Raw genomic sequence first — 22816 nt, forward strand, 5'->3', positions numbered from 1 at the left:
AACGCCCCATGCGTACCCCCATCGCGGTGATCGGCATCGCCGCGCGCCTTCCCGGCGCAGACAGCATCACCGCGTTCCGCGCGAACCTTCTGGCCGGGGTCGACTCGGTGCGCCCCATCCCCGCCGAGCGGATCGCGTCCACCGGTCTCGACCCCTCCGTCGCCTATCCGGAGCTTGGCTACCTGGATCGCATCGATCTCTTCGACCACGCGCACTTCGGGCTCTCGCGGCGCGAGGCGGAGGTGACCGACCCGCAGCACCGGCTGGCCCTTCACCTCACCCACGAGGCCCTGGAGAACGCCGGATACGCCCCCGCCGCGCTGCGCGACAGCCGCACCGCCGTGGTCTTCAGCTCGCCGCACACGGGCTACGCCTCGCTGGTCCGCGAACCCGGCACTCTCACCATGGTCGGCAACATCCCCTGCATGCTGCCGGCCCGGATCTCCCACCTCTTCGGGTTCACCGGCCCCAGCTACGGCGTGGACACCGGCTGCAACGGCTCCCTCGTCGCCGTACACCAGGCGAGCCGTGAACTGCGCGACGGCGACGCCGACTTCGCGGTCGTGGGCGGCGTGAGCCTGCGCCCGGTCGTCGCGCCCGTCGAGGCCGTCGCCGACTTCCCGGGGATCAGCTCGCCGACCGCCAGGTCCCGCGCGTTCGACCATGCGGCGGACGGCGCCGGCGGCGGGGAGGGCGGCGCCGTGCTGCTGCTCACCACGCTCGACCGGGCGATCGCGGACGACGCGCACGTGTACGCGGTGATCCGGGGCAGCTCGGTCGTGCACAACGGCGCGCACTCCGCGACCATCGCCACGCCGAGCGCCCGCTCGCAGGCCGCCGTGATCGCCCAGGCCTGGCGCGGCGCGGGCCTGGACATCGACACCGCCGGATACGTCGAGGCCCACGGCTCCGGCACACGGCTCGGCGATGCGGTCGAGGCAGAGGGCCTCGCGCTCGCCAGGGCGGGCGGCGCGACGACCCTGCCGATCGGATCGGTCAAGACGAACCTCGGGCACCTCGACCACGCCGCCGGGATCACCGGCCTGGTCAAGACGATGCTGAGCGTGCACCACGGCGAGCTGTACCCCTCGCTGCACTTCGAACAGGCCGCTGAGGAAGTCGACTTGGACGGCGCCCGCCTTGACGTCGTCACGACAGCAAGGCCCTGGGCGGCGCAGTCAGGGCCGCGCAGGGCGGGCGTCAGCTCCTTCAGCCTCGGCGGCATCAACGCCCACTGCGTCGTCGAGCAGGCGCCCGCTCCCGTGCGGGAGGCCGAGCCGGACGGCGGGGCCCGGCTGGTCGGTGTGTCCGCCCGCACCCCGGCCGGTCTTGTCGCCGAGTGCGAACGGCTCTCGCTCGAACTCCGCGACAGTACGCGGACGTTGGCGGACGTCGCCCGGACGCTCAACGAAGGGCGGGACCACGAGCCGTACCGCGTGAGCGCGGTGGTGCGCCGCACCGCCGACCTGGCGGTCGCGCTCGCGGCCGAGGCGACATGGCAACGGCTCGCACCGGCCGAGGGCGTGGCCGAGCGGCCGCGCGTGGTGCTCCTCTTCTCGGGAGACGCCACATTCGACGAGTACGGGGCCGGGGCCCGGGCCGACGCGGGCAGTTGGACCGAGCCGGACGCGCCGCTGCCGGACGGCCTGCCCGTCCCGGCCGACCGCGCCACTCTGGTCCGGCGCCACCTCGCCGCGCATGCCCGGCTCACCCGGTCCGGGATCGTTCCCGACGGGCTGATGAGCTCCGGGATCGCCCGGTACACCGTTCGCCACCTCCAGGGCGGCCTGTCCGACGCCGACCGCGCGGCGCTGGCGCGTACGGAGGGCGAGAGCGCGCAGCCGGCCGATCCGGAGCGACTGCGCGCGGCGGCCGACGCCGAGACCGGCGAGGGGCCTGTGGTCTTCGTCGAGCTGGCCGACCGGGGCGAACTCGGCGACCAGCTGCGCGAGTACTTCGCGGACCGCCCGGACGCAACGGTCCTCACACTCGGCTCCGACAAGGAGCGCCTGCTCACCGTCCTGGCCCGGCTCTACCGGACGGGGCACGCCGTCGACTGGCCCGCGCTGACGGCCACGCTCGGGTACGCGAACACCCCGGGCCGCCGGATCCCTCTGCCGGGGCGCCCCCTGAACGGCGTGCCCTGCTGGGTCCGCAGCCCGAAGTCGCCGGCCACGGCGCGCGGGACGGCCCGGACGGGGACACCGACGCTCGCGGTGGCCGCGCCGGCTCAGGCGGCGCCTGCCTCGGCGGGTCAGGCGGCGGAAGCGCATGCCTCGGCGGCTCAGGCAGCGAAGGCGCCCGCCCCGCCGACGGGGACGCCGGCGCTCGCGGTGGCCGTGCCCGCTCAGGCCGCGCCCGCCCCAGCGGCTCAGGCCGCTTCCGTCCCGGCGGCTCAGGCCGCGAACGCGCCCGCCCCGCTCCCCGTCGCCCCCACCCCCGTACCCCACTCCGCCCCCACACCCAGCGGCGCATCCGTGCCCGAATCGGCGACGGTGCCCGACTGGCTCTGCGACGCCCTCGCGGAGCTCCTGCACGCCGACGAAGTCGCCGTCACCGACGACTACTTCGCGATCGGCGGCAGCTCGATCATCGCGCTCCAGCTCGTCGAGCACGTACGACAGCGCTACGGCGTCCATCTCAAGCTGGTGGACGTCTACGACCACCCCGTCGTCGGCGCCCTCGCCGCCGCCATCACCACCCGGCTGCCGCAGCAACCCACCCCACCGACGCGACAGACGCACTCCACGCTCTCTCCGACGCCCGCCTCGACTCCAGGCCAAGGCGCGAGCGATGGTCACCGCCTGCCGCCCATCGTCGCCGGCGACGACCTCGTGCTCTCGTACGGGCAGGAGCGGATGTGGTTCCATCACCAGCTCGACCCGGACACCACGCTCTACAACCTCCCCGGCGTCGCCCGGCACCGAGGCCCCTTCGACCCTGAAGCCATCCGCCTCGCCTGGGGGGACCTCGCAGACCGCCACGAGGCCCTGCGCTCCAACTTCGTGGAGACCGACGGCCGCCCCCGGCTCACCGTCCGCCCGGAACTCGGCGACTTCTTCCGGTACGAGGACCTCTCCGCCGCCTCCGACCCCGAGGCCGCCGCTCGCGCCGTCGTCAAGGAGGCGACCGACTGGGTCTTCGACCTCGCCCGCGACCCGCTGGTCCGGGTCACCGTGGTGCGCCTCGCGCCCGACGACCACCTCCTGTGCTGGGTGATGCACCACGCCGTGAACGACGGCTGGGCACCCCAGATCCAGGCGAAGGAGCTGCGCGACTTCTACGCGGCCCGGAGCGAGGGCCGCGTACACCGCCTGGATCCGCTGCCCGTGCAGTACCGGCACTACGCCCGCTGGCAGCGCGACCTGCTGGATGGTGGACTCCTCGAGGGCGAACTCGACTACTGGCGCGAGCAGTTGGCAGATCCACCCGCGCTCGCCCTGCCCACGGACCGGCCCCGCCCCACCCGAATGGATTTCGCCGGCGCCGCCCACGGCTTCACCATCCCCGCCGAACTGGTCAACCGGCTGCGGGCGGTCGGCACCGCCGAGGCCACCACGCTCTTCACGGTCCTGCTGACCGGTCTCAAACTGCTCCTGTCGCGGCAGTCGGGGCAGCGGGACATCGTGATCGGCACACCGACCATCGGCCGCAGCCGCCCCGAACTCTGGGGATTGCTGGGCTTCTTCAACAACACCGTCGCGCTCCGCTCCGACCTCTCGGGCGACCCGACGTTCCGGGAACTGCTGCGCCAGGTCCGGGGTGTGGTGCTCGGCGCGCTCGACCACCAGGAAATCCCCTTCGACAGGATCGTCCGCGAGGTCGCCGACCGTGACTCCGGGCGGAACCCGATCTTCGACGTGATGTACGTCCACCAGACGCTGCCGCCGGACGTCGCCATCGGCGAGCACCTGTTCGGCCCGAACAGCGACGAGGACACCGGCCCGTACTTTCCCGGACTGCCGCCGGGCACGGCCAAGTTCGACCTGACGATGGTCGTCGCCGAACGGGCAGGGGAGGAGTCCCTGGACGTGGTGGTGGAGTATGCGACCCGGCTCTTCGACCCGGACACGGTCACCGCCCTCTGCGACGCGCTGCTCGAGCTGCTTGAAGCCGCCGCGACGGACGCGGACATCCGCTACGGAGAACTCCCGGCCGGCCGGGAGGCGAAGCCGGAGCCCGAGCTCACTCCGGCACGCGACGAGTCCCCCGTCTCCGGCTGCCTCCAGCTGCAGGGCGAAGTCGACGAAGCCGCCCTCCGCTCCGCCCTCGACGACCTGGCCGAACGCCACCACGTACTGCGCTCCCGCCGCCCCGGCACAGGAGACGCCCTCACCCTCACCACCACCGCGCACCAGACCGACCCGCTCGCCTCGGCGCACGCACTCGCGCGCGAACAAGCCCGCCTGATGCGCGCATCCACGACCGGCCCGCGCCTGCGCGCCCTGCTGGTGACGACCGGCCCCTCGCAACACGTCCTGGTGGTCAGCACCCGCCCGGAGGACTACGACGGCGGTCAGCCGGAGCTGTTCTTCCGCGACCTGTTCGCGCTCTACGAGGCCAGGCTGGACGGACGCCCGGCCGAACTGCCCGCCTTGCCCGTGCAGTACGAGGAATACGCCCGGTGGCAGCGTGAACTGCGCGCCGACGGGCTCCTCGACCAGCGCCTCACCCACTGGCGGGACGCGCTGGCCGGCGTCCGCGCCCTCGACCTCCCGGCCGACCGGTCGCGGCCGGTCGGCGGCACGGGCGAGGCCGCCGTCCACGACGTACGCGTCCCCGAAGACCTCGCCGGTACGGCGACGGCGGAACGGCTCCTGGCGGGCATCGCGGCCCTGCTCGGCCTGCGCGCCGGGGCGGACGAGGCCGTCATCGGTCTCATCGGCTGGACACCGGACACCGGCGGATCGCCCGGCCGCCGCCTCGACGACCGCGCCGCCCGCCCCGAAGTCGGCGAGCTGATCGGCCCGTTCGCCGGCGGCCTGCCGCTCCGCGTCGACCTCGGCGGCGATCCCACCTTCGACACGCTCACCGAACGGGTCCGCCGTGTGCTCGTGCTGGCGGAGGACCACCGCGACGTACCGCCGGACGACATCGCACGCGCCGCAGGACTGCCCGGCGAGCCGGGTCGTACGCCGCTGTTCGACGTCACCTACGCCCACCACCGCGTGCCGCGCGGCTTCGGCGCCCGGGCCGGGCTCGACATCAGTGCCGTGCCCTGGCACGGACCCGGCACCGGGCGGCTCACCCTGCCCCGCGCCACGACCGTTCACGATCTGGCGTGGTCCGTCACCGAGGGGCCGGGCGCGGCCGAGCTGTACGTCTCGGTGGAGTACCGCACCGAGCTGTTCGACGCCGCGACGGTCACGGCCATCGCCGACGACCTCGTCGCGCTCCTGCGCGCCGCCGTCGGCGTCCCCGACTCACCGCTGTCCGCGCTGCGCCCCGGCGCCCGAGAGCCGTACCCCGATGACGTACCGGAGCCGATCGAAGGAGGCCCCAGCCGTGGGTGAACAAGACAACGCCGAGCCGGCCCCGACGGCGGCCGCACCCGCGACCGTGGGCGTCGTGGGTGCCGGGACCATGGGCATCGGAGTGGCCCAGTGCTTCATGGAGGCGGGCCACCCGGTCGTGGTCGTCGACCCCGACCCGGACGCCCTGGGGAGCGGACCCGAGAGGCTGCGTGCCGGGATGAAGCTGGCCCGGATGCTCGGGCGCCGCCCGCGGCGCGCGGGGTACACGGCGGCCGCGCCCGTCACTTGGTCGGCCGACCTCGCCGACCTCTCCGACGCCCTCTTCGTCGTCGAGTGCGCCGTGGAGAAGGAGCCCGTCAAGGAGCTGATCCTCAGGGAACTGGATGCGGTGTGCGGCCCCGAGACCGTCTTCGCGTCCTGCACCTCCTGTATTCCCGTCACCCGCCTCGGCTCCTTCACAAGCCGCCCGGACCGGGTCATCGGCACACACTTCATGAACCCCGCCCCCCTCAAGGACACCGTCGAGGTCATCCGCGCGCCGGGGACCAGCGAGGACACCGTGCGGCGTACCGAGGAGTTCCTGGCGGGCATCGGCAAGCACGGTGTCGTCGTCCGCGACGCGCCCGGCTTCGTGACGAACCGCGTGCTGATGCTGACCCTCAACGAGGCCGCCGCCGTGCTCGACGAGGGCACGGCGGACGCGGCGACCGTCGATCAGATCTTCCAGGAGTGCTTCGGCCACCCCATGGGCCCCCTGCGCACCGCGGACCTGATCGGGCTCGACACCGTCGTCGACTCGCTCGACGTACTGCGTGAGCACACCGGCGACGACCGCTTCCGCCCGACCCCGCTCCTTGCCCGCCTCGTGGCGCAGGGCCGCACCGGCCGCAAGACGGGTGGCGGCTTCTACCCGTATCCCGAACCCGGGACCCAGATCCCGGCCCCGACCCACGCCCAGCGCGTTCCGCAAGGAGAGACCAGCCATGGCTGACCACCAGGGTGCGTATGTCGAGCTGTCCCTCGCAGGCCGGGAGACCTGGCACCGGGCGCACACCCCTCAGGGCCTGTCCGGGCCGGGACCGTACGTCGCGGAAGCCGTCGACATCGACGGTCCGCTCGACGTCGCGGGGTTCCGGTCGGCGGTCGCACAGGTCGTGCAGGAGGCGGAGGCGGTGCGCCTGCGGATACCGGCGGGCGGCGCGGACGGCGGAACCGTCAAGGCCGAGGTCGACGACGGGCTTCCGCTGCCCGAGGTGGACCTCTCGGCCGAACCCGATCCCGATGCGGCGGCCGAGGAATGGACACGCGCCGCCCTCGCCCGTGTCCTCCCCGACGAGGACGGCACCTTGTCCGTGCAGGTGCTCCTGCGGCTCTCCGCACGCCGCCACCGCTGGCTGCACCTGCATCACCGCGCCGCCCTCGACGGGTACGGCACCGCGCTGGTCACCCGCCGCGCCGCCGAGATCTACACCGCCCGTGCCGAGGGGCTGCCGCTCGCCGGCACCGCCCTGACGCCGTTGGGCCGGCTCGCCGATGAGGAGGCCGCCTACCGCGCGTCGAGCGGCCCCGACCGGGACCGCTCCTTCTGGCGCGAGCGCCTCGCGGGCCACACCGAACCGGTGACGCTTGCCGGCACGGCCGAACCCGGCACGGCCGAACCCGGCACGGCCGAACCCGGCACGGCCGAACCCGGCACGGCCGAACCCGGCACGGCCGAACCCGGCACGGCCGAACCCGGCACGGCCGAACCCGGTCCCGCGTCCCAGGCGTTGACGCTCACGGCAGCCGACGCCGAGCGGATCCACGCCGCCGCCCGCTACAGCGGCGCCCGGCCGCAGGCCGTACTGGTCGCCGCCGTCGCCGCCTACACGCACCGCATCACCGGCAGCACGGACCTGGTCGTCGGACTGCCCGTGGACGGACGGCCGAGCAGGGCCGCCGAGCGTGCGCCGGGCGCCGCCGATGACGTCCTGCCGCTGCGCCTGACGGTGCGGCCCGACACCGGCTTCAGCCACCTCGTACAGCAAGTCACCGAGGCGAGCGGCCGGGTGAGGACCCACCAGAGGCTGCGGCACGCGGAGATCCGCGCGGCTGTGCACGCGGCGGAGTCGACGCCCGCGGCAGACGCCGACCGGCCGCTCTACGGTCCGGTCGCCGACGTCCGCACCCCCGGCCCGCGCATCCGATTCGGCGCGCTCACCGCCACGGTCCACCGCTTCGGCGCCGAGCCCGATGCAGGGGCGGACCTGCGTGTCGTCATCGACGACGACCCCGCAGGCGGCCGCCCCCGTATAGCCTTCCGCGGCGCACCCGGCCGGTACACCACCCCTGAACTCGCCGCCCACGCAAGGCGCTTCCAGCGTCTGCTCGTCTCGGCAGTGGCCGCCCCCGGCCGTCCGGTGGGCGCGATCGAGCTGCTGGGCAGTGCCGAACTGGCGGCCGTACGCAACTGGAGCCGAGGGGACGAGCAGCGGCTCCCGGACCGTCGTACCCTCACCGGTCTGCTGGACGCCGCCGCCCTCCGCGACCCGGAAGCGGTCGCCGTCAAGGACCGCGACGGCAGCCTCACGTACCGCGAACTCCACGAGCGTGCCAACCGCCTCGCCCGGCTGCTGGTCCAGCGGGGAGCGGGCCCCGAGGGCGTGGTCGGCATCCTGCTGCCCCGGTCCGCCGATACGGTCGTGGCCATGCTCGCGGTGCTCAAGAGCGGAGCGGCCTACCTGCCGCTCGACCCGGCCTACCCGGCCGACCGGCTCCGCTTCATGGTCGACGACGCGCGGCCCGCTGTCGTCCTGACCGACGCCGCGCACGCGGATCTGGCCGACCCGACGCTCGTACTGGACACGGCGGCGACGGTGGCCGAACTGACCCGGTGCTCGCCGGAGCCCCTGACCGACGCGGACCGCACCGCGCCGCTCACCCCCGCGCATCCCGCGTACGTGATCTACACCTCCGGCTCCAGCGGCACCCCCAAGGGCGTCGTCGTGCCGCACCGGTCCGTGGTTCCCCTGGTCACCTGGGTGGCCGAGGAGTTCGGCGCGCGGACGACGGAACACGTCCTTGCGGCCACCTCCTTCAGCTTCGACGTGTCGGTGGCCGAGCTCTACCCCGCGCTCACCACCGGCGGCACCGTCGAGGTCGTCGGGAACCTGCTCTCGCTCCTCGACGACGACGCGCCGCGCTGGACGGGCGGTCTGCTCTGCGCGACGCCCTCCGTCCTCGCGAGACTCACCGAGTTCAGCGGCCTCGAGCTGACACCGCGGACCCTCGCCATGGCCGGCGAGGCCCTGCCGGGACCGCTCGCCGAGCACATCGCGCGCACCATGCCCGGAACGCGGCTTTTCAACGTCTACGGCCCGACCGAGGCCACGGTGTACGCCACGGCCTGGTCGTCCGACGCCACCGGGGCCGAGGACGGACAACCCGCCGGCGCCCCGCCCATCGGCCGCCCGCTGCCGCACGTCCGCGTCCATGTGCTCGACGCGGCGCTCCAGCCGGTCGAGCCCGGCCGGCAGGGCGAGCTGTACCTGGCGGGCGACGCGCTGGCCCGCGGCTATCTGTACCGGCCCGCGCTGAGCGCGGAGCGCTTCGTGGCCGACCCGTTCGGGCCGCCGGGCAGCCGGATGTACCGGACGGGCGACCTCGTCAGCTGGCGCCCGGACGGACAGCTGGACTTCCTCGGACGTGTCGACGCGCAGGTCAAACTGCACGGCTTCAGGATCGAACCGGCGGAGGTGGAGGCGGTGCTCGCCGACCACCCCGCGGTGTCCGGTGCGATCGCGGCGGTACGCGACGAAGGGGACGGTGAGACCAGGCTCGTCGCCCACGTGGTGCCTGCCGATCCCGCCGACGGCTGCCCCGACCCCGGGACGCTGCGGGACTGGGCCGCCGACCGCCTCCCGGCCCATCTCGTCCCCGCGCGGATCACCTGGGCGCGGGCGCTGCCGCGCACCCCCAGCGGCAAGCTCGACCGGGACGCCACCCCTGAGCCCCTGCCGGCCGAACCCGTACGCCACGAGGAGCCCGAGCCCCGGACGCCGCCCGCTCCCTCCAGGGAGGAGCAGGTCGCCCAGGTCTTCTCCGAGGTGCTCAGGCAGGACGAAGTCCCCCTGGACGTCAGCTTCTTCGACCTCGGCGGCGACAGCATCATGTCGATCCAGCTGGTGAGCCGGCTGCGCCAGGCCGGCCTCGTCCTCACCCCGCAGGACGTCTTCGAGTACAAGACCGTCACCGCCCTTGCGGGTGCGGCCCGCGAGACCACCACCGCCGCGGGCCGTGACACCCCGGTCGGCACCGGAGACGTGCCGCTCACCCCGATCGTGCACTGGCTGCGCGATCTCGAAGGCCCCGTCGACGGCTTCCACCAGGCCGTCCTGCTCCAGGTGCCCGGCGGACTCGACGAGGGCCTGCTCACCGCATCCGTGCGCAAGCTCGTCGACCACCACGACGCGCTCCGGCTGATTCTCGACCGCACCGGCGGCGACTGGCGGCTCTCCGTCCGCGCACCGGGCTCCGTCGACGCCGCATCCTGCGTCCGGCGCGTGGACGTGCGGGGCGTTCTTGACCTCGTACCCGTCCTGGCCGAAGAGGCCCGCCGCAGCAAGGCGGAACTGGACGTCGACGCCGGAGTCCTCACGCGCTTCGTGTGGCTGGACGCCGGGCCGCACACGCCGGGGCGGCTGCTCTTCATGGCGCACCACCTGGCCTGCGACGGAGTGTCGTGGCGGATCATGGTGCCCGACCTGGTGGGCGCCTACCAGGACCTTGCGGACGGCCGCACCCCCGAGCTGCGCCCCGTCGAGACCTCGCTCCGGCACTGGAGCACCGGCCTCCTTGAACAGGCGCGCGACGAGCGCCGCACCGCCGAACTCCCGCTCTGGACCGACATCCTGGCCACCCCGGGCCCCGAGCTTGCCGACCGCCCTCTGTACCCCGCGAGGGACACCACGGGGCGCGCCCGCTCCCGCGCCCTGACCTACCCGGCGGACCGGGCGCGGCACCTCTTCAGCACCATTCCCGCCGCGTTCCACTGCGAGATCAACGACGTACTGCTCACCGCGCTCGCGCTCGCCGTCCAGCGCACCGCCGGATCCGCGCAGGACGTGGTGCTCGACGTGGAGGGGCACGGCCGAGAGGCGGTCGTACCCGGCACCGACCTGTCCCGTACGGCGGGCTGGTTCACCAGCATGTACCCGGTCCGCCTCGCGCCCGGCACCGCGCAGACCGGGCCAGGCGCAGGCTCCCGCCGGGAGTTGGGGCGCGCCCTGCTGCGGGTGAAGGAACAGCTGAGGGCGATCCCGGACAAGGGCATCGGCTTCGGGCTGCTGCGCTATCTCAACCCCGACACCTCGGCGACGCTCGCCGCGGCCACGCCCCGGCACATCGGGTTCAACTACTTCGGACGGTTCCTGCTGCCCGCCGAGTCCGGTGAGCGTGACTGGGGCCCGGCGCCCGAGTCCGGGATGAGCGCGGGGGCCGACGCGGACATGCCGCTGGCCCACCCGCTGGAGATCACGGCCCTCACCCAGGACACCGACCGCGGCCCGGAGCTGGGCATCAGCTTCACCTGGGCCGAAGGCATCCTCGGCGAACGCCTCGTCGACGACCTCGCAGAGGCCTGGTTCGAGATCCTGGACGAGCTGGCCGCGCACGCCGTGGAGCCGGAGGCCGGCGGTCGTACGCCCTCCGACTTCCCCCTGGTGAAGCTCAGTCAGGGAGAGGTCGAGCGGCTGGAGGAGAGCTACCCCGGCCTGGACGAGATCCTCCCGCTCTCGCCGCTCCAGCAGGGCCTGCTCTACCACGTGCTGCTCAGCGGACTGACCGACGACCCGCAGCCGCACCCGGAGGAGCCGGGCGAGGGTGAGCACAACGTCTACACCGTGCAGGTCTGGCTCGAACTCGAAGGAGACCTCGACCCCGGACGCCTGCGCTCCGCGGGCCGGGCGCTCCTCGCCCGGCACACCAACCTCAGCGCGGCCTTCGTCCACGAGGGCCTCGCCGAACCGGTGCAGGTGCTCGGGTCCAGCTTTGAACTGCCCTGGCGCGAAGAGGACTTGAGCGCGCTCGACGAGGGGGCGCAGGAAGCCCGGAACCAGCGGCTGCTGAACCAGGAGCGCAACCGCAGGTTCACCCCGACCAGGCCGCCCATGCTGCGCATGCTCCTTGTCAAGCTGGGCGAAGGCCGCCACCGCTTCGTGCTGACGACTCATCACATCCTGCTCGACGGATGGTCGTTGCCCGTGGTGCTGCGCGAGCTGTTCGCGCTGTACGGCTCCGGCTCCACCCCCAGCACCGTGCGCGAGGCCGGGCTGCCGGTCACCACGCCCTTCCGCGAGTACCTCACCTGGCTGGAGCAAGTCGACTCCACTGAGGCGGAGTCCGCGTGGCGCGACGCGCTGTCCGGGCTCACCACCGCGACGCGCGTCGCCGGGGCCGAGGGTGAGACGGAGCCGCAGGCTCCACAGTTCGAGACGGTCGAGCTGAGCGCGGAGACCACCACGGACCTCGCCGACATGGCCCGCCGCCACGGGGTGACCGCCAACACGGTGCTGCAGGCCGGCTGGGGCATCCTGCTCGGCCAGGAGACCGGCAACACCGATGTGGTCTTCGGCTCGGTCGTCTCGGGCAGGCCCGCGGAGCTGACCGGCGTGGAGACCATGGTGGGGCTCTTCATCAACACCGTCCCCACCAGGGTCACGCTCGACCCCGCCGAGCCGCTGGGCAAGCTGCTCGTACGGCTCCGTCGGGAGCAGACCGCGCTCCTGCCGTACCACCACATCAGCCTGGGGGAGATCCGCCGCATCACGGACCTGGGCAACCCCTTCGACACGGTGATGGCGTTCGAGAACTACCCCCTGGACAGCGACGAACTCGCCGAGCCCGCACCCGGCCTGCGCCTGGCCAGGGCGTACGGCGACGACGCCCCGCACTTCCCGCTGAACCTGGTGGTGTCGGCCAGGGGTGAGCGGCTCGCACTGCGCTTCGACCACCGGCCGCACCTCATCGAGAGCGGCCATGTGCGGACGCTCGCCGACCGGTTCGTACGGCTGCTGACCACCATGGCGCATGAACCGGCCACGGTGGTGGGCGCGTTGAGTGCCTCCGAGGGCGGCGCGCACCGCCCGTCGGCCGTGAGCGAGGCCCCTGCCCCTGCCCCCGCCTCGGCCGAGTCCGCCGCCCTGCCCGCCGCGTCCTCCGACCCGTCGCAGAGCGGCGTCGGGATCCTGCTGCCGTTGCGCGAAACGGGCAGCAGGCCGCCCTTGTTCTGCGTTCACCCGGCAGCCGGGATCGCCTGGTCCTACCTCCGGCTCACCCAGCCGCTCGGCACCGACCAGCCGGTGTACGGGCTCCAGGCCAGGGGGCTCGACGGCGAGGACGTACTGCCCGCTTCCATCTCCGAGATGGCGGCGGACTATCTGGAGCGCATGCGGACGGTCCAGCCCACCGGCCCGTACCACCTGCTCGGCTGGTCCTTCGGCGGCCTCGTCGCCCACGAGATGGCGGTCCAGCTGCAGCGGAACGGCGAGTCCGTCGCGCTCCTCTCGATCCTCGACGCCTACCCCGCGGGCCCGGGTGCCAGTGGCGCGGACGCCCCTGAGACACCGGTGGCGGGTCGTGACGTCCTTGCGATGATCCTGGAGTTCTTCGGCTACGACCCCACGAACTGGGCCGGTGAGGAACTGACCTATCCCAGGTTCGTGGAGATCGCGCAGGAACAGCGGGGACTGCTCGCCGCCTTCGACGAGCAGCGCATCGCGGCGGTCGCCCGGATCTTCGCCAACAACGCCGTGCTCTCCCATGCGCACACCCCGAGCAGCTTCACCGGCACCCCGCTGGTGTTCGCCGCCCGGGAGACGGCCCCCGACACCGCCCGGGACCTGTGGCGGCCGTATCTCGACGGCTCCGACGGCTCCGACGGCTCCGACGGCTCCGACGTCGAGGTGATCTCCGTCGACTGCACACACGGCGAACTGGGACGTCCCGGCCCGCTGGACGAGGTCGGCCGGGTGCTCCGGGAGCGGATGGATGCCGGGCGGGCGGCGGGCAAGGGGACCACATGAGCGCCACCCTGCCGCTCACCACCGCGCAGCACGGAATCTGGACCGGGCAACAGCTCGCCGCGCCTGCCCGGTACCACGTGGCGGCCGGGTTCGAGGTGTCGGGCGACCTCGACCCGGACCTCTTCGACGCGGCGTTCCGCACCGTCGTGGCCGAGTCTGAACCCCTCCGGACCCGGCTCCACGTCCAGGAAGGACAGCAGCCCCGCCAGAGCGCGGGCACGCTCCCACCGTGGAGCGTCCCCCGCGTGGACCTCAGCAGGGAGCGCACCCCCCTGGCTGCCGCCGTGGAGTGGATGCGGGCCGATGTGGCGCGCCCCTTCGACCTCACCGGGGGCCCGTTGTTCCGCACCGCGTTCCTCCGGCTCTCGGCCACCCGCGTCTGCTGGTACCTGGGCTGCCACCACCTGGCCATCGACGGCCTGGGCGGCGCCCTGTTCGCCCGCCGCCTGGGCGACGTCTACGCCGCACTGGAGGGCGGCACGCCTCCCGGGCCCGCCCCGAGCGTCGCCATCGGCACGCTGCTCGACACCGAACACGCCTACCGTGCCTCCCCGGACTTCGCCGCCGACCGCGACTTCTGGCGGGCCAGGCTCGCCGGCCGCCCGCGGCCCGCCGCGCACCGGGCCGCCGGCCCGTCCGGCCCGTCCGGCGGCGTCGCGGCCCGCGGCACCGCCCGTCTGCCCGCCGCGGGATTCGCCGCCCTGCGCCCCCTGGCACAGCGGCTCGGTGTGCGCTGGCCGGTGCTCGCGACGGCCGCCGGGGCCCTGCTGGCGCACGCCCGTTCGGGCAGCGGCGACGGGGAGATCGTCATCGGGCTGCCCGTGGCGTGCCGTACGGGAGAAACGGCCCGCACCATCGCGGGGACGATGTCCAACACCCTGTCCCTGAGAGTGGAGGTACGGGCCGACCGGTCCGCCGCCGACATGGTGCGCGCCATCGGTGCCGAGATGACCGAGGCCCTCGCCCACCAGCGCTACCGGCAGGAAGATCTCCACCGCGACCTGGGCCTTACCGGCAGCGGACAGCGGATCCACGACGTCGCGGTGAACGTCATGCCCTTCAGCTTCGGCCGGAAGTTCGCCGGACGTCCGATGACCATGCACCACATCGCCGTCGGTCCCGTCGACGACCTGTCCGTCACCGTGCACCCGGAGGCCCACAGGTCCGGCCTGCGGGTGGACCTCTACGCCGACTCCGATCAGTACGGCCCGGCGGAGGCCGCGGCCGAAGCACGCCGCTACGCCCGTCTGCTCGGCAGGCTCACCGCCGAACCGGACCGCCCCGTGGGCGAGTTCGACCTGCTGTCGGCGGGGGAGCGGCGCCGTACCGTGCCGCGCGCCACCGTCCCCGATCCCCGGTCCGACCGCCGTACCTTGCCCGAACTCTTCGAAAGCCGGGCCGCCCGCACCCCGCACGCCGCGGCCGTCACCCACGGCCCGACGACCCTGAGCTACGGCGAGCTCAACGCCCGCGCCAACCGCCTGGCCAGGTCGCTCGTCCGGCGCGGCGCCGCACCCGGCCGCACCGTCGCCGTTGTGCTGCCCCGGAGTGCCGACCTCATCGTCGCGCTCCTCGCCGTGACCAAGACGGGCGCCGCCTACCTGCCCGTGGACCCGGAGTGGCCCGAGGAGCGCAGGGCCCTGATCCTGGCCGACGCCGATCCCGCCGACACGGTGAACACCGACACGTTCGCGAACCACGCCGACACCCGCGCGGACTCCGCAGACGCGGCCGCCGACCTGAAGGACACCGACCGCGCCGCCCCCCTCACCGCCGACCACACCGCCTACGTCATCTACACGTCAGGCTCCACCGGCCGCCCCAAGGGCGTGCTCGTCCCGCACCGCAACCTTGTCTCGCTGCTCGCCGCCACCCGCACCGGGTTCGGCTTCCACAGCGGCGACGTGTGGACGATGTTCCACTCCAGCGCCTTCGACTTCTCCGTCTGGGAGATGTGGGGCGCCCTCGCGCACGGCGGACGTCTCGTCGTCGTCCCGCCGGACGTGGCCCGCTCGCCCCGGGACTTCCTGCGGCTGCTGGCCGACGAACGGGTCACGGTCCTGAACCAGACGCCTTCGGCTTTCCACGCGCTGGACCGGGCCGACGCCGAAGACCCCCGGCCCGGCCCGAAGCCGGCCCTACGCCGGGTGATCTTCGGGGGAGAGGCGCTGCACCCCGACCGGCTGCGCGACTGGCAGGAGCGGTACGGCGACGACGGCCCCGCCCTCGTCAACATGTACGGCATCACGGAGACCACGGTCCACGCGACCCGGCTCGACCTGACCCCCCGTCACAGCGCCGACCCTGGAAGCCCCATAGGCACCCCGCTGCCCGGCACCCGCCTCTATGTCCTCGACCACCGGCTGCGCCCGGTCCCGCCCGGCACCGCGGGAGAGCTCTACGTCGCGGGCCCCGGCGTCGCGACGGGCTACCTCAACCGCCCCGCCCTCACCGCCGAGCGCTTCGTCGCCGACCCGTTCGGCCCGCCCGGCAGCCGTCTTTACCGTTCGGGCGACCGCGTCCGCCGACGGCCCGACGGCGATCTGGAGTACCTGGGCCGCGCCGACGACCAACTCGCGGTACGGGGATTCCGCATCGAGCCCGCAGAGGTCGAAGCCGCACTCCTCGACCAACCCGGCGTGACACAGGCCGCCGTGACAGCCCGCACGGACGGCGCGGGCACGCCACGCCTGTTGGGGTACGTCGTACCCGACCGGGCCGCGGCCGCGGAGCCGGCCGCCCCGTACCTCGCCCGCATCCGCACGCGACTGCGCGAGACCCTGCCCGCGCACCTGGTGCCCGCCAGGATCGTCGCGCTGGACGCCCTGCCGCTCACCCCCAACGGCAAGCTGGACCGGGCCGCCCTCCCGGAACCGCCCGACACCGCGCCCAGCGGCCCCACCGCCCCTGCCACCCCCGCGCAGCGGCGCGTCGCCGCCCTCTACGGCACCGTGCTCGGCATCGCACACGCCGGGCCCGACGACGGCTTCTTCGACATGGGCGGCGACAGCATCAGCGCGACCCGCCTGGTCAGTGCGGTCCGGGCCGAACTGGGCGTGGACATCGACGTACGCGACGTATTCCAGCACCCCACCGTCGCGGGACTCGCGGCCCGTATCGCCGCGGCCGCACCTCTTGTCGCGGGCCCCGCCCCGCTCCCGGGCGATCCGCCCGATCGCCTCCCCCTCTCCTTCGCGCAGCGGCGCCTGTGGTTCCTGCACACCCTCACGGGACCCGACAGCGCCTACAACGTGCCCCTCGTGCTGCACCTGACGGGGGAGACCGACCAGGAGGCGATGAGGGCGGCGCTCGCCGATCTGACGGACCGTCATGCGACGCTGCGCACCGTCGTCCGCGAGGACCAAGGCATCCCCTACCAGCACGTCCTGCCCCCGGCCAAGGCCCGCCCCTCGCTCACCGTCACCCGCCTCCCAGGCGTGGACGGGGACGGCGAGCTGTCGGCCGCGCTCGCCACAGCCGCCCGCCACTGCTTCGAGCTCGAGACGGAACTCCCGGTGCGTGCCGAGCTGTTCCACCTCGCTCCGGGCCGCCAGGCCCTGCTCCTGCTGCTGCACCACATCGCCTGCGACCACGCCTCGCTCGAACCGCTCATCGCCGACCTCGCAACGGCCTATGCGGCCCGGCTGCGAGGCGCCGCGCCCGAGTGGCCGCCCGCTCCTGCCCGGCACGCGGACTTCACGCTCTGGCAGCGCGGACGCCTCGGCACCGACGAGGAACCCACCCCCCTCGCCCAACGCCGGCGCGCGCACTGGACGGAGGCGCTCGACGGACTCCCCGAGCGGATCGACCTGCCGGCCGACCGCCACCCCGGTCCGGACGGAGACGGCCCCACAGACTGCGGCGACACCGTGGACTTCCGTATTCCGCCCGTGGTGCACGCCCGTATCGCCGCGCTCGCCGCCGAGGAGGGATCGACGCTCTTCATGACGGTGCACACCGCCGTCGCGGCCCTCCTCACCCGGCTCGGCGCCGGCACCGATGTCCCGGTGGGCACGGCGGTCTCCGAGCGCGCCGACGCTCGCTGGGACCGCCTCGTCGGCTTCCTGGTCAACACGGTCGTGCTGCGCTCCGACACCTCGGGCCCGGTGACGTTCCGGGAGCTGCTGCGCCGTGTGACCCGGTCCGACCTCGCCGCCTTCGCCCATCAGGACCTGCCCTTCGACCAGGTCGTGAAGGCGCTCGCACCGCACCGCGCCGCCGGCGGGCAGCCCCTGGTCCAGGTGATGCTGACCGTCACTCCCGCCCTCCCCGAAACGCTCCGGCTGCCGGGCCTGACCGCCACCCTGGGCACGGCTCCCACGGCCGCCGCCAAGTTCGAGCTGACCTTCAGCCTGTACGAGCACCGCGCCGCCGACGGCACCGCCCTGGGCCTGGACGGACGGCTCGAATACCGCACGGCCCTCTATGACCGGGCCACCGCCCAGAGCATCGGGAACCGCCTGACCCGCCTGCTCGCCCACGCGACCGCCGAGCCCGACACCCCCGTACACCTCATCGACGTACTGGAGGAGGGGGAGCGGCACCGCCTGCTCACCACCTGGGGCACCACTCCGGCATCCACCGTCCCCGCCACCGTCCCGGACCGCTTCGCCGAACAGGCGCGGCGGACCCCGGACGCCCCCGCGCTCCGGACCACGGACCGGACCCTCAGCTATGCCGAACTCGATGCCCTGTCCGACGGGGTGGCAGCCCAACTGTCCGACCGCGGTGCCACGGCCGGCCGTCCCGTTGCGATCCTCATGGAGCGGAGCACGGACTTCGTCGTGGCGGCGCTCGCCGTGCTCAAGTGCGGTGCCGCGTACATGCCGCTGGACGCGAGGGCACCCGCCGCCCGGCAGGCCGGGATGACGACCGCGGCGGGAGTACGGCTCCTGCTCGTCGACGACGCGACGGCGGCGGCCGCGCGGGCCATCGAGGGCGCCAGGACGTTCAACGTACGCGCGCTCCTCGACGCCAGGGACGCGCGGCCCGCGCCACGGAGCACCCGGACCCCCGCCTCCCTCGCCTACGTCATCCACACCTCGGGATCGACCGGCACCCCCAAGGGCGTGGCGATCAGCCACGCGGACGTCGTCGCCCTCGCGAGCGACAGCGTCTGGCAGAGCGGTGGGCCGCCGCGCACCCTGATGCACTCACCGCACTCCTTCGACGCGTCGGCCATGGAGCTGTGGGTCCCCCTGCTCAACGGGGGCGACGTCACCCTCGCCCCACCCGGCGAGCTCGACCTGCCGACGCTCGCGCGCCTGGTGCGCGGCACCGGCCTCAGCACCCTCTGGCTCACCTCCGGGCTCTTCCAGCTCGTCGCCGACGAGGACCCCGGCTGTCTGCGCGACCTGGACGCCGTGTGGACCGGCGGCGACGTCGTGCCACCGCACGCCGTCCGCGCCGTCCGCGAACACGCCCCGGACACACGGGTGTTCAACGGCTACGGGCCGACCGAGGCCACCACGTTCGCGACCCGGCACGCCGTCACCGACGCCGACCTGGTCCTGCCACGGGCCCGGTCCGGAGTGCCGATCGGACGCCCCATGGACGGCGGCCGTGCCTATGTACTCGATCCGCATCTGCAGCCCGCCCCCACCGGCGTGACCGGAGAGCTCTACCTGGCGGGCGCCGGCCTGGCCCGGGGCTACCTCAACCAGCCCGCGCTCACCGCGGAGCGCTTCGTCCCCGACCCGCACGGCGGGCCGGGCACCCGCATGTACCGCAGCGGGGACCTCGCCCGCTGGCTTCCCGGCGGCACGCTCGCCTTCGTCGGCCGCAACGACGGCCAGGTGAAGGTGCGGGGCCACCGCGTCGAGACCGAGGAGGTCGCCTCGGCCCTCGCCACCCACCCCGACGTGCGCCGGGCCGTCGTCACCGTGCGGGAGGACCGGCCGGGCCGACAGAGGCTCACCGCCTACCTGGTTCCGGCGGACGGCCGCACCCTCGACACCGACGCCGTACAGGAACACGCCGCGCGCACCCTGCCGGATTACATGCTGCCGCAGGCGTACGTCGCCATGGACCGGCTCCCGCTGACCCGCCACCACAAGCTCGACCGGGCGGCGCTCCCCGCGCCGGGCCGAGCTGCTCCCCGCCCGGGACTCCCGCGCACCGCTCGCGAACGCGTGCTGTGCGACATCGTCGCGGAGCTGCTCGACGCCCCGTCGACCGGCATCCACGACGGCTTCTTCGACAACGGCGGCGACAGCATCACCGCGATCCAGCTGGCGAGCCGGGCCCATGCGGCGGGCCTGCGGATCAGCGTGCGGGACGTGTTCCGCCACTCCACCGTGGCACGTCTTGCCGAAGCGGCAAAAGCCGTCGCGCCGGACCGGGCCCCCACCCCCGACGCGGCGGACGAGGGCGAAAGCACGGAAGCGCTGCCCCTCACTCCGGTCATGCACTGGTGGCTGGCCCAACCCGGCGGCGACCGGGCGTCCTTCAGCCAGCACGTCACCGTGCGCACCCCGCCCGGCCTCACCCACGAGCACGTCATCGCCTCGCTCCAGACACTCGTCGACCACCACCCGGCCCTGCGGCTGCGCCTCGACGTCCCCGGGGAGCCGGGTCGAGCGAGGCTCAGGACAGTCCCACCGGGCGCGGACTCCGCCGCCGCGCGGGGCCCCGCCGACCGCGTCCACCGCGTCGACGCCACCGCAGACGGGCACCGCCTCCCCGAACTCCTCGCCGACGCCGTACGAGCGGCCAGGGCACGACTGGACCCCGCCACGGGCGCCATGGTCGCCGCGGAGTTCCTGGACCTCGGCCCCGACCGGCCCGGCCGACTCGTGCTCGCCGTGCACCACCTGTCGGTCGACGGCGTCTCCTGGCGCATCCTGCTGCCCGACCTGGCCGCGGCCCACCGAGCCGTGGCCGCAGGACGCCCGGCCGAACTGCCCACCGCACCGACCTCGTTCGGCGGCTGGGCCAAGTACCTCACCCTCCAGGGAGAGACGGGGGCCCGGCGCGACGAACTGCCGCTGTGGGAGGACGCCCTGACGGGCACGGCCCCGCTCACGGACCCCACCCGCACCGCCACTCACCGGCACTCCGGCAGCACGGTCGGAAGCCGCACGCTCACCCTGCCCCCGGAGCGCACCCGCCCCCTCCTGACGGACGTACCGGCCGCCTTCCACTGCGGCGTCGAGCCCGTCCTGCTCACCGGTCTCGCCCTCGCCCTCGAAGAGTGGCGCCGCCGCAGGGGTTTGACCGCCGCCGGCCAGGGGCTCACCGTAAATGTCGAGTCGCACGGGCGCCCCGACCTGCCCGACCGGGATCTCACACGCACCGTGGGCTGGTTCACCAGCATGTTCCCCGTTCGTCTGGAAGCCACCGGCTGCACATGGACCGACGTGTGGACGGCGGGCCCGCGCCTCGGCCGGGCACTCAAGCGCACCAAGGAACGGCTGCGGGCCGTCCCCGACCGGGGCATCGGCTACGGCGTGCTGCGCCACCTCGACCCGGAGACCACGCCCGGGCTCGCCCGCCTGCCTCAGCCCCGGATCAGCTTCAACTACCTGGGCAGGATGGCCGCGCACGGCACCCGGGACTGGCACCTGACCCCGGACCTCACCGAGACGGCCATAGCCCATGGCGAGGCCGATCCCCGTACGGAGCCCGGCACCGAGCCCGACCCGGCCGGGCCGACCACCCCCGGCCGCGCCCCGCACCTCGTCGGCCTCGACGCCCTCACCCTCGACGGCCCGCACGGGCCCCGTCTCCACGCCACCTGGACCTGGGACGCCTCGGCGCTCACCGACGGCGAGACGGCAGAACTGGCCGAGCTGTGGTTCACCGCACTCGACGCGCTGGTCATCCACGCCAGAACCGCTGGCTCCGGCGGCCACACCCCGTCGGACCTGCCCCTCGTACCCCTCACCCAACAGGAGGTCGAGAGGCTGGAGACGGCGCACCCCGGCCTGTCCGACGTACTGCCCCTGACCCCGCTCCAAGAAGGGCTGCTCTTCCACTCCTTGTACGCCCCGCACCGCCCGGACACCTACCAGGCGCAGTGTGTCCTGCATCTGCGGGGCGACCTGGACCCCGCCGCGCTGCGCACCGCGGCGGCCGCCCTCCTGCGGCGCCACCCCCACCTCGGGGCGGCGTTCGTCCACGAGGACCTGGCCCGCCCGGTCCAGGCCATACCGCGCCCGCAGTCACCGCCCTGGCGGGACGTCGACCTCACCCGGGTGCACGCCGCACGCCGTGACCGGGTGATCGCCCGGATCACCGACGCCGACCTGCACGAGCGCTTCGATCTCGACCGCCCTCCGCTGCTGCGGTTCACGCTGTTCACGCTGGGCCCCGGCGAGTTCCGCCTGGCCCTGACACACCATCACCTCATCCTGGACGGCTGGTCGGTGTCCCTGCTGGTCGGGGAGCTCCTCGCGCTCCATGCGCAAGGTGGCGACCCCGACGCGCTGCCCCCGGTCACGCCCTACCGCGAGCACCTGGCCGTGCTGGCCCGCAGCGACCGGGACGCGGCGCGCGAGGCATGGCGGGCCGCGCTCGACGGCGTACCCGATCCGGTCCGGCCCGGTGCCCCGCCCGTCGCCGCCCCTTCGGCGGCCCCGGCCGGCACCGCACGGACCGAGACGTCAGTGCCGCTCACGGAATCCCTCCGCGGGCTGAGGACGCACGGCCGCACGCTCAACGCGGCCGTCCAGGTTGCCTGGGCCTTGCTCCTGGCCCGGCGGACCGGAGCGCGGGACGTGGTGTTCGCCACGACCGTCTCGGGGCGCCAGCCCGAACTCCCGGGCATGGAGTCGATGATCGGCCTGTTCATCAACACCGTTCCGGTACGCCTGACCGTCACCGCGTCCGAACCGGTCATGGACCTCCTCACCCGCTTCCAGCGGGAGCAGTCCGCACTGCTGCCCCACCACCACCTGGGGCTCGGCGAGATCCAACGGGCCGCGGGGCGCAGGGACCTGTTCGACACCCATGTCGTCTTCGAGAACTACCCCATCGACCGGGCCGGTCCGGCGGGAACGGCTGCCGGCCTGCGTCTTGTGCGCAGCGAAGGCCGCGACGCCACGCACTACGCCCTGGCCCTGGCGGCGTTCGCCGACGAGTCCCGCCTGACGCTGCGCTTGTCCCACCGCACGGACACCGTGACCCGGGCCGACGCCGAGTCGGCTGCCGGTGAACTCGCCCTGATCCTGGCGGAGATGGCCGCCGACCCGTACGCCCCGGTGGCGAAGCTGCTGCGCCCCGAGCCGCACCCGGGACCGCTCCCCAAGCCGAGCGCCGACCAGACCCGTCGGCCGTGAGAGG

4 protein-coding genes are annotated in these 22816 nt (G+C 74.0%); all 4 read left to right on the top strand.

The window, feature by feature from the left end; translation table 11 throughout:
• The first annotated feature begins 8 nt into the window (after positions 1-8).
• From OG453_RS28735 to OG453_RS28750, 4 genes are read left to right on the top strand one after another with little or no spacing between them, the layout of a single operon-like run.
• Positions 9-5513 carry a condensation domain-containing protein gene (locus OG453_RS28735; RefSeq protein WP_266871429.1) on the top strand — a complete coding sequence of 1835 codons (5505 nt, stop codon included), beginning with the start codon at positions 9-11 and terminating at the stop codon, positions 5511-5513.
• On the top strand, positions 5506-6465 hold the full coding sequence (locus OG453_RS28740; protein WP_266871430.1) for a 3-hydroxyacyl-CoA dehydrogenase family protein: 960 nt from the start codon (positions 5506-5508) through the stop codon (positions 6463-6465). Before OG453_RS28735 ends, OG453_RS28740 begins: the two co-directional genes overlap by 8 nt.
• A complete protein-coding gene (locus OG453_RS28745) occupies positions 6458-13534 on the top strand; it encodes a non-ribosomal peptide synthetase (protein WP_266871431.1) in 7077 nt (2358 codons plus the stop codon). Before OG453_RS28740 ends, OG453_RS28745 begins: the two co-directional genes overlap by 8 nt.
• On the top strand, positions 13531-22812 hold the full coding sequence (locus tag OG453_RS28750; RefSeq protein WP_266871433.1) for a non-ribosomal peptide synthetase: 9282 nt from the start codon (positions 13531-13533) through the stop codon (positions 22810-22812). The genes OG453_RS28745 and OG453_RS28750 overlap by 4 nt, the downstream gene beginning before the upstream one ends.
• Positions 22813-22816 lie beyond the last annotated feature (4 nt).

Source organism: Streptomyces sp. NBC_01381 (assembly GCF_026340305.1).
Lineage (GTDB): Bacteria > Actinomycetota > Actinomycetes > Streptomycetales > Streptomycetaceae > Streptomyces.

Coding starts and splice junctions, on each gene's coding strand:
- OG453_RS28745 (WP_266871431.1), top strand. CDS start 6,458: ATGGCTGACCACCAGGGTGCGTATGTCGAGCTGTCCCTCGCAGGCCGG.
- OG453_RS28735 (WP_266871429.1), top strand. CDS start 9: ATGCGTACCCCCATCGCGGTGATCGGCATCGCCGCGCGCCTTCCCGGC.
- OG453_RS28750 (WP_266871433.1), top strand. CDS start 13,531: ATGAGCGCCACCCTGCCGCTCACCACCGCGCAGCACGGAATCTGGACC.